Origin of the sequence: Actinoallomurus vinaceus, from assembly GCF_039542055.1 — a bacterium.
Taxonomy (GTDB): domain Bacteria; phylum Actinomycetota; class Actinomycetes; order Streptosporangiales; family Streptosporangiaceae; genus Actinoallomurus; species Actinoallomurus vinaceus.
Genome location: NZ_BAABHK010000011.1, coordinates 1 through 9,032 on the forward strand (window position 1 = coordinate 1; position 9,032 = coordinate 9,032).

A 9,032-nucleotide genomic window follows, 5' to 3' on the forward strand; every position below is an offset into this window, starting at 1 on the left:
CCGCCGCCACGTGCCGGACTCCATCCGGCAGGCCGGCGGCCGGGGCGCGCCGTGAGACCGCCGTCACCTGCTCGCCTGCCGCTGCGAGCAACTGGACGAGCCGTCCACCGACGTTCCCGGTCGCTCCGGTAACCACGATCATGGTCTTCTCCCTGTTCGTGCGGACCGTCGAGACGTACGAGGCCGTCGTCTCCGGCTCCGCCGAGTGACCCACCGCGCGGGCGTTTGACCTTCAAGCGGGTCGAAGGCCCACGATGGCCGCCATGGACGACACCGGAACGCTGGTGAGCATCGGGGCCTTCGCCCGCCGAGTGGGGTTGAGCCCGAGCGCCCTGCGGTTCTACGACGACTGCGGCCTCCTGCGTCCCGCCCACGTGGACGGCGCGACGGGATACCGGTTCTACGCCCCGGACCAGGAGTCCCGGGCCGTCCTCGTACGGCGGCTCCGCGAGGCCGGGCTGCCGCTGGTCGACGCCTCGGTCGTGCTCGACGGCGACCCCGGGGAGGCCCGCGCCGTCCTGGCCGAGCACGCGCGCCGGACCCGTGAGACGGCCGCGGCGGCCCAGGCGGCGATCGACGCCGTCCTCCGCGGCCTCTCCGGTCCCCCGGGAGGCGCGGAGGCCCGCGTCGGCGGCCCGGAACTGGCCGGCGCGGTCCGGCAGGTGGTTCCGTCGGCGGCCCGCGGCGAGGCCCGGGAGGAGTTCCCGGCGCTGGGCTGCGTCCTGGTCGAGATCACCGGGCAGGAGGTGCGCCTGGTCGCCACCGACCGGTACCGGCTGGCCGTCCGCGCGCTGCGCCCCAGCGTCGTCACCGGCGGACCGCACCAGGCGCTGGTCGCCACCGCCGCGCTGACGGAGATCGCGTCCTGGGCCGTACGGCTGCCGGAGGTCGGCATCGAGATCGACGGCCGGGGCGCCCGCGTATACGGCGACGGCGACCGCCGGGTGATCCCCGTGACGGACGGGACGTTCCCCTCCTACCAGGTCATCCTCGACGAGCTCCCGGCCGCCCGGCACCGGTTGATCATCGAGCGGGACGCCCTCCGTACGGTGCTCGCGCATGACGCGGACGGGCCGGTCACCCTTCGGACGGACGACGGGCACGGCCTGGTCGTACGCCGCGGACCGGACGAGACCCCGCTCCGTGCCATCCGCACGGGGCCGCCGATGCGGATCGCCTTCGACCCGAAGGTGCTCCTTCCGGCGGTCGACGCCAGTGTGGGCCCCGACGTGCTCCTGGAGATCTCCTCGGCGACGCACCCGGTCGTCGTCCGCTCCGCCGACCAGGGCGGCTTCACCACCGTCGTCATGCCGGTCCACGACACCACCGGCGCCTGATTCCGACCCCGAAAGAGAGAAGGATGGACCCCGAGAACCCGGTCGTACGGCTGTGCGCGGAAGGCATGCGCGCGGAGGCCGACGGCAGAACCGCCGACGCCCGCGACCTCTTCGAGAAGGCCTGGGAGACGGCCACCGACGACTACGAGGCCTGCGTCGCCGCGCACTATGTCGCCCGGCACCAGCCGAGCCCCGAGGACACGCTCCGCTGGAACCACGAGTGCCTCCTGCGCGCGGATCGGGTCGGCGACGAACGCGTCCGTGGCTTCTACCCGTCCCTGCACATCAACCTGGGCAAGGCGTACCGCGACCTCGGCGACCTCACCAAGGCGCGCGAGCACTTCCTTCTCGCCGCCGCGTGCGTCGACGACGCGCCCCAGAGCCAGTACGGCGACTGGAACCGATTCGCGATCGCCGAGGGCCTGCGCACCACCGGCGGCCCGGAGCGCCGCCCCGTCGACGACCTCCTGCCGGACCTGCTGGCCCGGCTCTGCGCCCGCGCCGACCTCAAGGCGCTCGGCCTGATCCTGCCCGCCTACCTGGGCGACCTGGGCACCGACCCCGACCGCGTCCGCCTGACGACGGCCCTGCACATGGTCCACGCGGCCAGATGGCTGCCGGACGACGACCAAACCGCCCTCGGCCAGGCGATCGCCGCCCTGACCCCCACGCCCTGAAGAGGCCACCGGGCGCAGGTCCCTCACCTCCTGCGACCCGATGGCCCCGGCCCCGGACCAACCGCCCCGGACGTCCGGGTTCGGCCGTCGAGGCGTAAGTGCCGCGTCCCTGTGATGCTCCTTGTGCGGGAGCCACCCATTGCGATGAACTGCCGCCATCACCGGGACGCGACATGACTACGGGTCCTCTTGCTCCTGGCTTTGTTCCGGCCGATAGAGCTCCAGGCTTTTGCTCGCCGCCTGCGGATACCGGCGTACGAGACGGTCGAGCTGGATCAGCTCGCATGCCGGCGTCACTGCCGATAGACCGAAGCGGTCAATGGCGTCGTAGAACGCGGCGATCGATTCCCGAACCCGCCGGGCGACCGGATCTTCCGTCGCCGTCATGGTCATGGGCTGAGCGGAACGGAGGCGACTTTCTTGATCAGTTGGACGGCCTTGTCGATCTCGGTCGCTTCGCAGATCGGCTTATCCCAGGACCACCACCAGAACAGCCGTTCAGCGCTGTCCGGCTTGGCCGTGACGATTTCGGCGAGATGGTTGCTGGTGTTGGGAGCGTGGACGTAGACCCGTGTCGGGCTCTGCTACTCCGCCTCTAGACCGGCCGCTTGGCATGCCTTGGTGAGCCGCCCGGCCAGTTCGTGTACGTCTTCCGTCGCGTTCGTGCTGGTCGCCGTCATCTGGATATCCCTCGGTCCGTATCGGCGGACTTTCGATATCCACCTTTGTTTGCGGTGAGTGACGTATGAACTGCGTTCACGGGACGGAAAGGACGTTCGCTGGCTACGGTGAAGATACGTCCCAGCCGTCCCACGCCCAAAGGTGTCGCTCATGCCGAATGATGCGCTTCGACGGGCTATGTCCGAAGCGAGGATGACAGAATCGGACCTGGCCGCAAAGTGTCACGTGGACGTGAAGACGGTGACTCGGTGGGTGGGCGAGGAGGGGCGCACCCCGCATCCCCGCCACCGCTGGGCTGCCTGCGATGCCCTTGGAGTTGATGAGTCCATGCTCTGGCCGGAAGCCGTCCGAAAAGCCGTGAAGACCGGGCCGGATCGAGAGATCGTGAGCGTATATCCGTTCCGGTCGGCATGTCCTAAATCCGTTTGGCGTACTTTGATCGCAAATGCCACCAAGGAGCTGACCTTCGCGGGCTACACGAATTACTTCCTCTGGCTGGAACATCCGAGCCTGCGAAGCGTCCTGCGCCGCAAGGCCGAACGCGGATGCTCGATCCGGTTCCTGATCGGAGATCCCGACAGCGAGGTCACCCGCCGCCGGGAAGAGGTCGAAGCGGTGCCCTTGACGGTCGGTACGCGGATCAGGGTGACCCTTGACGAACTCTCCAAGATGTCCGGGGTTCCGGGCATCGAAGCGCGCTTCAGCGACGATCACATCGCCATGAGCGTGTTCGTCTTCGACGAAGAGATGCTGGTCACGCCCCACTTGGCGAGGCTGGTCGGACACGATTCGCCGATGCTGCACATCCGGCGGTGCCAGGACGAAGGGCTGTACGACCGGTTCTCGTATCACGTCTCGGAGCTGTGGAAGTCCGGACGCCCGACGGGTAGGGGATGACCCGGCGAACGGCCGGACATGCCGGTGCCGAGGGCGGCCATCGGTGCTCTGCCGACGTGGTTATACGCTGGGTGACCAGCCCGGATTCACAGATCAGGCAGGCTCGGGAGGGACCATGGCAGCGGAGGCTGCACGCCAGGGATGATGGCCGTGCCGAGGAGACTGCTTCGTCGTCTGGGGATGGCCTGGGACCGGCTGTACGCCCCAGAGCCGGCCAATGACGAGCTCAGGCGGATCGTGAACCGCGAGAGAGCCTTCCGGCGGGTCGCGACCCTCGTGGCCGGAGGCGCCTCACCGTCGGCGGTCTTCACGGCGGTGGCCGGTGAGATGGGACGGCTGCTCGGAGCGGATCACACGATGATCACGCGATACCGGGCCGATCGGACGCTCACCTTGGTCGCCAAGTGGAGCAGTCCCGACCTCCCGGAGCTCGACGTCCCCTTCGGAGGCCGCTGGGTCGTCGCACCTGACACCCCGGCGGGAATCGTGGTGGAGACGGGATGGCCGGCGCGTCGGACTGCGGACTCGATCGAGAGTGACTTGGGCCCCTGGGCCAGGGCACATGGCCTGGGAGCCGGCGTGGCCGGTCCGATCACGGTCGAGGACCGGCTGTGGGGAGTGATCACCACGCTGTACCGGGAGGCCAACCCGCCACCCGATGACGCCGAACAACGTATGGCCGAGTTCGTGCGCATGCTGAACTGCGCGATCGCGCAGGCCGACGCCCGCGCGGAGCTCATCGCCTGCCACGCCCGCATGGTCACGGCCGCCGACGCCGTACGCCAGAGCGTCGCGGCGGATCTGAACGACGGACCGCAGCAGTGCCTGAAGGAGCTCACCCGGCAGCTGCAGGAGCTGCAGGCCGGGACCTCGGATGAGGGGCTACGGCGGCATCTGTCCCGGTTCGCCGAGGCGGCGTCGGAGATCGAGGGTCGGCTTCGGCAGGTCTCCACGGACCTGCTGTCCGTGGCCCCGGCGAAAGGCGGCATGGAGGCCACCCTCAGGGCGCTCACCCGCCGCTGTCCGGTGCCCGTCGACCTCAACGTCCCGACCGGTCAGGAGCTGGCCGAACGGGTGGAGGCGACCGTCTATCACATCGTCGCGGAGGGGCTGCTGAACGCGATCAGGCACGCGCACGCGTCCGCGATCCGCATCGATCTCAGCAGGGACGGCGAGGGGATCCGGCTGTCGATCAACGATGACGGTGTCGGCGGCGCCCACCCTCTGGACGATGAGTCCGGGCTGGCCGCGCTCAAGAAGAGGGTCGAGGTGCTCGGCGGGTCCCTTCAGGTCGAGAGTCCGGTCGGGGACGGAACGTCGCTGGCCGTCACGCTCCCGTGTTCCGCGTGACCTGGGCCCGGGTGACCGCTCTTCGCGAGTGAGCCGTGCCGTCAGCGGCCGGCCGCGTGGTGGTCGACGATCCGGCGCAGCAGGGCCGTCAGCTGCTCGCGTTCGGGAGCCGAGAGCGGGGCGAGGAGGGCGTCCTGGATCTCGGTCAGGACGCCGGTGAGGTGCTCGAGACGGTCGCGGCCGGCGGTGGTGATCGTGATGATGTTCCGCCGGCGGTCGTCCGGGTCCGGTGAGCGTTCGATCAGCTTCTTCTCGGCGAGTTCGTTCAGCGCCGCGACGACGTCGCTGCGGTCGACGCCGGTGCGGCGGCCGAGCGTGGCCTGGCTCGCCGGGCCGAACTCCTGCAGGGCGGCGAGCAGCCGGTAGTGGTAGCCCCGGGCACCGGCGGCGGTGAAGTGCTCGGTCACCAGCCGGTGGCTGTGGATCGACGCCTGTCCGAGCAACCAGCTGGGCGCCTGCCGCAGACGCGTGGGCGTCGTTTCGTCGGCCGTCATGGGACGCAGTCTAACCGTTGGCCTTCCCAATGAATGGTGATACTGTTGGTCCAGCCAATGTTGGCCGTACCAATGAATAGAGGTGTGTCATGGAGCCGACCGACCACGCCGAGCTCTCCGTCCTGGTCACCCGTCTCGGGATCTGGCTGGACGAGAAGCGGTTCGACGAGGCGCGCACGATCTTCACCGAAGACGCGGTCGCCGTCACTCCGGGCGGTACGGTGCGCGGCATCGACGCCCTCGCCGCGCAGGCCCGTCGATCGCACCCGGACGACGTGGCGACCCAGCACTTCATCACCAACCCCCGCATCGAGGTGGACGGCGACCACGCCTCCGTCGACGCCAACCTGCTCGTCGTCTTCGCGGCGCCCACGGGACAGCGGATCCTCGGCGAGCGGTACCGGCTCGAGACCGCCCGTACCCCCGGCGGGTGGCGGATCTCCCGGGTGGCGGCCAGCCCGATCTGGGAGTTCTCGCCGGCCTGAGACGCGCGCGGTTGACCTTGCCGTTACGTCAACTCCTATCGTCGAAGCCGTGGCCGGAAAGCCCGGCCGCAACGGTGAATGGGATGGCTCATGGCCTGGTCGATCGCTCACGTCGCCCGCATGTCCGGGGTGACCTCGCGGACGCTCCGGCACTACGACGAGATCGGTCTGCTCGCCCCCGCGTACGTCGGGGTCAACGGCTACCGCTACTACGAGGAGGAGCAGCTGCTGCGGCTCCAGCAGATCCTCGTGCTGCGCGAGCTGGGCGTCGGGCTGGCCGAGATCGCCGAGGCGATCGACTCGGAGCCGAGCACGGTCGCGGCGCTGCGCCGCCACCACGCCCGGCTGCTGGCCGACCGCGACCGGCTCGGCGTGCTCGCCGACACCGTGGCCCGCACCATCGCCGAACTCGAAGGAGGAGGTGACAGCGTGACATCGAAGATCAATCGGCCGGAGAACCTCTTCGCGGGGTTCGACCCCTCGCGGTACGAGGACGAGGCCCGCGAGCGGTGGCCGGAGCAGTACGAGCAGAGCCGGCAGGCCGCGGCCGGGTTCACGCCGGAGCAGATGGAGACCGCGCAGCGGGAGATGACCGCGCACATGGTCCGGATGGGGGAGCTGAAGGTCGCCGGTGCGGCGCCGGACGACCCGATCGTCCTGGACGAGGTCGACTGGCACTACCGGTCGATCAGCCGGTTCTGGCAGCCGGACGCCTGCGCGTACACGGGTCTCGGGAAGATGTACGTGGAGGACGCGCGGTTCCGCGACAACTACGAGAAGGTCACCGAGGGCCTGGCCGAGTTCCAGCGTGACGCGATGGCCGCGTACGCCCGTGCCCGGCTGAGCTGACGGGCCCACCGGCCGAGACGGCCGGTCTCCCGGAGGAGCTGCAGATCCTCCGGGACGCGGCTCGGGAGAGCCCGCGAATAATGAGCTGCCCCCTCGCGAGCCTGTTGTTAGGCTCCGGCCGGGCGTCGCATGGACGCCGTCGTCCGTACGAGGGAATGGGGGCTCGGCGATGCGCCAGTGGTCACAGGTCATCACGACGGATCACTCGGCGGCATCGAGGACGACACTTCATGAATTCCCTGAACATCGGGGTGCTCGCGCATGTTGACGCGGGCAAGACGACGCTCACCGAGCGGCTGCTGTTCCACGCGGGCGTCATAGCCGAGCTCGGCAGCGTCGATCGGGGTACGACCCAGACGGACTCCCTGGAGCTGGAGCGGCGACGCGGGATCACCATCCGGTCCGCGGTGGTCTCGTTCACCATCGACGACCTGAAGGTCAACCTGATCGACACGCCCGGCCACTCCGACTTCATCTCTGAGGTCGAGCGCGCGGTACGGGTCCTGGACGGCGCGGTGCTGGTCGTCTCGGCGGTGGAGGGCGTCCAGGTCCAGACGAGGGTCCTCATGCGCGTGCTGACCAGGCTGCGCATCCCCACGCTGATCTTCGTCAACAAGATCGACCGGATGGGGGCGCGCCATGACGACCTGCTGCGGGACATCGCCCGCAGGCTCGCCCCCGGCGCGGTCGCGATGGGCACGGTCACCGGCCTGGGCACGTGGGACGCCGCGACCCGGCCGTACGCCCTCGACGATCTGCGGCACCTCGACCGGGTGACGGAGGTGCTGGCCGACAACGACGACTCGTTCCTGGCGGAGTACGTTCGCGCCGACGGCCGGGTCGACGCGGAGGACTGCCGGCGACGGCTCACCGAGCAGACCGGCCGGGCGGTCGCGCACCCGGTGTTCTTCGGTTCGGCCGTGACCGGCGTGGGCGTGGCCGACCTCGTCCGCGGCGTCCGCGAACTCCTCCCGCCGTCCGGTGAGAGCCGCGACGACGACCTCTCCGGCACGGTGTTCACGATCGAGCGTGACGCCTCAGGCCGGAAGGCCGCGTACGCGCGGCTGCACTCCGGGACCGTCGCCGTACGGGAGCATCTCACCCTCTACCGGCGCGCGGGTGGCGAGCGCACCGCCTGGCAGGAACACCGTGGGAAGGTCACCGCGCTCCAGGTCTTCGAGCGGGGCGGCGCGGCACCGGCTCTCCAGGCGGGGGCGGGCGACATCGTGAAGCTCTGGGGGCTGAAGGACGTCCGGATCGGCGACCGGCTCGGCGAGCCCGGCGACGGGCCGGACGAACCCCACTTCGCGCCCCCGACCCTGGAGACCGTCGTACGGAGCGTGCGCCCGGCCGACGCTCCGCGGCTCCACGGCGCCCTGCTGAGGCTGGCCGAGCAGGACCCGCTGATCAATGTCCGTGTCGGCGACGAGATCTCCGTGCTGTTGTACGGCGAGGTGCAGAAAGAGGTGCTCCAGACCCGGCTGGAGGAGGAGGCGGGCATCGCCGTCACCTTCGACGCGACCCGGACCGTCCACATCGAGCGGCCCGCCGGCGTCGGCGCGGCGTTCCACGAGATCGACCGGCACGGCGACCATGAGGTGTGTGCGACCGCCGGGTTCCGCATCGAGCCCGCCGAGGCGGGGACCGGCGTACGGTACGGGCTGGCGGTCGAGCCGGGGTCGCTGCCCGCCGCGTTCCACGCGGCCATCGAGGACAGCGTGCGGTCCGCCCTCCGCCGCGGACCGTACGGCTGGGAGGTCACGGACTGCGTCGTCACCCTGACGCACTCGGGCTATGAGAGTCCGGTCACGACCGCCGGTGACTTCCGGACGCTGACGCCCCGGCTGCTGGAGCGGGCGCTGCGCCGCGCCGGGACCCACGTGTACGAACCGGTGGGCCGCTTCGAACTGGAGGTCCCGGCCGATGTCGTCAGCGGGGTCCTGGGCACGCTCACCGAGGCCGGCGGGACCCCCGACGACATGGCCGTACGGCGCGACACCGCGTACGTGACCGGCGTGATCCCGCTCGGGCGGGTGCACGAGTTCGGACGGCGGCTGCCGGGCCAGACCCGCGGGGAAGGGATGTTCCTGACGGAGTTCGCCGGCCACCGCCGCGTCGAGGGGACCCCGCCACGCCGACCGTGTCCCCGCCCGGACCGGTCCGGGTGAGGACGCCGCGCGGTCACCGGATCCGGCCGCTCGAGAAGAGATACGCCCGCCGCCGGGCGGGCCATCGTCATCGGGTGATCGCAGGTCCGGCGAG

The 9,032-nt window shown here is 70.4% G+C and carries 10 protein-coding genes; 7 read left to right on the forward strand and 3 right to left on the reverse strand.

Annotated elements, in window-relative coordinates; translation table 11 throughout:
• On the reverse strand, nucleotides 1–142 hold a 142-nt coding region (locus ABEA24_RS32720), incomplete at its 3' end, for an NAD-dependent epimerase/dehydratase family protein (protein WP_345436204.1).
• A 121-nt stretch (nucleotides 143–263) separates the two neighbouring features.
• Between ABEA24_RS32720 and ABEA24_RS32725 the strand changes: the two genes are divergently transcribed.
• Entirely contained in the window at nucleotides 264–1,337 is a 1,074-nt protein-coding gene (locus ABEA24_RS32725; RefSeq protein WP_345435521.1) for a DNA polymerase III subunit beta family protein, read from the forward strand.
• A 23-nt stretch (nucleotides 1,338–1,360) separates the two neighbouring features.
• The gene (locus ABEA24_RS32730) at nucleotides 1,361–2,014 is read left to right on the forward strand and encodes a hypothetical protein (RefSeq protein WP_345435523.1); all 654 of its coding nucleotides are present in this window, start codon (nucleotides 1,361–1,363) and stop codon (nucleotides 2,012–2,014) included.
• A 177-nt stretch (nucleotides 2,015–2,191) separates the two neighbouring features.
• Here the strand turns inward: ABEA24_RS32730 and ABEA24_RS32735 are convergent, their stop codons facing one another.
• Entirely contained in the window at nucleotides 2,192–2,407 is a 216-nt protein-coding gene (locus ABEA24_RS32735) for a hypothetical protein (protein ID WP_345435525.1), read from the reverse strand.
• Between the two features lie 438 nt (nucleotides 2,408–2,845).
• Between ABEA24_RS32735 and ABEA24_RS32740 the strand changes: the two genes are divergently transcribed.
• Both ABEA24_RS32740 and ABEA24_RS32745 read left to right on the forward strand, forming a co-directional pair.
• Nucleotides 2,846–3,592: a helix-turn-helix domain-containing protein gene (locus ABEA24_RS32740; protein ID WP_345435527.1), complete on the forward strand. Its 747-nt coding sequence runs from the start codon at nucleotides 2,846–2,848 to the stop codon at nucleotides 3,590–3,592.
• Between the two features lie 150 nt (nucleotides 3,593–3,742).
• A complete protein-coding gene (locus ABEA24_RS32745) occupies nucleotides 3,743–4,942 on the forward strand; it encodes a GAF domain-containing sensor histidine kinase (protein ID WP_345435529.1) in 1,200 nt (399 codons plus the stop codon).
• A gap of 41 nt (nucleotides 4,943–4,983) precedes the next feature.
• Here the strand turns inward: ABEA24_RS32745 and ABEA24_RS32750 are convergent, their stop codons facing one another.
• Entirely contained in the window at nucleotides 4,984–5,436 is a 453-nt protein-coding gene (locus tag ABEA24_RS32750) for a MarR family winged helix-turn-helix transcriptional regulator (protein WP_345435531.1), read from the reverse strand.
• Between the two features lie 89 nt (nucleotides 5,437–5,525).
• Here ABEA24_RS32750 and ABEA24_RS32755 point away from each other — a divergent pair, with 89 nt between their 5' ends.
• The 3 genes from ABEA24_RS32755 to ABEA24_RS32765 all read left to right on the forward strand — a co-directional run bounded on the left by ABEA24_RS32755 (nucleotide 5,526) and on the right by ABEA24_RS32765 (nucleotide 8,938).
• Nucleotides 5,526–5,921, forward strand: coding sequence for a nuclear transport factor 2 family protein (locus ABEA24_RS32755; protein ID WP_345435533.1), 396 nt, complete (start codon nucleotides 5,526–5,528; stop codon nucleotides 5,919–5,921).
• A 90-nt stretch (nucleotides 5,922–6,011) separates the two neighbouring features.
• Nucleotides 6,012–6,770, forward strand: a complete 759-nt coding sequence (locus tag ABEA24_RS32760) for a MerR family transcriptional regulator (RefSeq protein ID WP_345435535.1) — start codon at nucleotides 6,012–6,014, stop codon at nucleotides 6,768–6,770.
• 230 nt (nucleotides 6,771–7,000) lie between these two features.
• Nucleotides 7,001–8,938, forward strand: a complete 1,938-nt coding sequence (locus ABEA24_RS32765; protein WP_345435537.1) for a GTP-binding protein — start codon at nucleotides 7,001–7,003, stop codon at nucleotides 8,936–8,938.
• The last annotated feature ends 94 nt before the right edge of the window (nucleotides 8,939–9,032 follow it).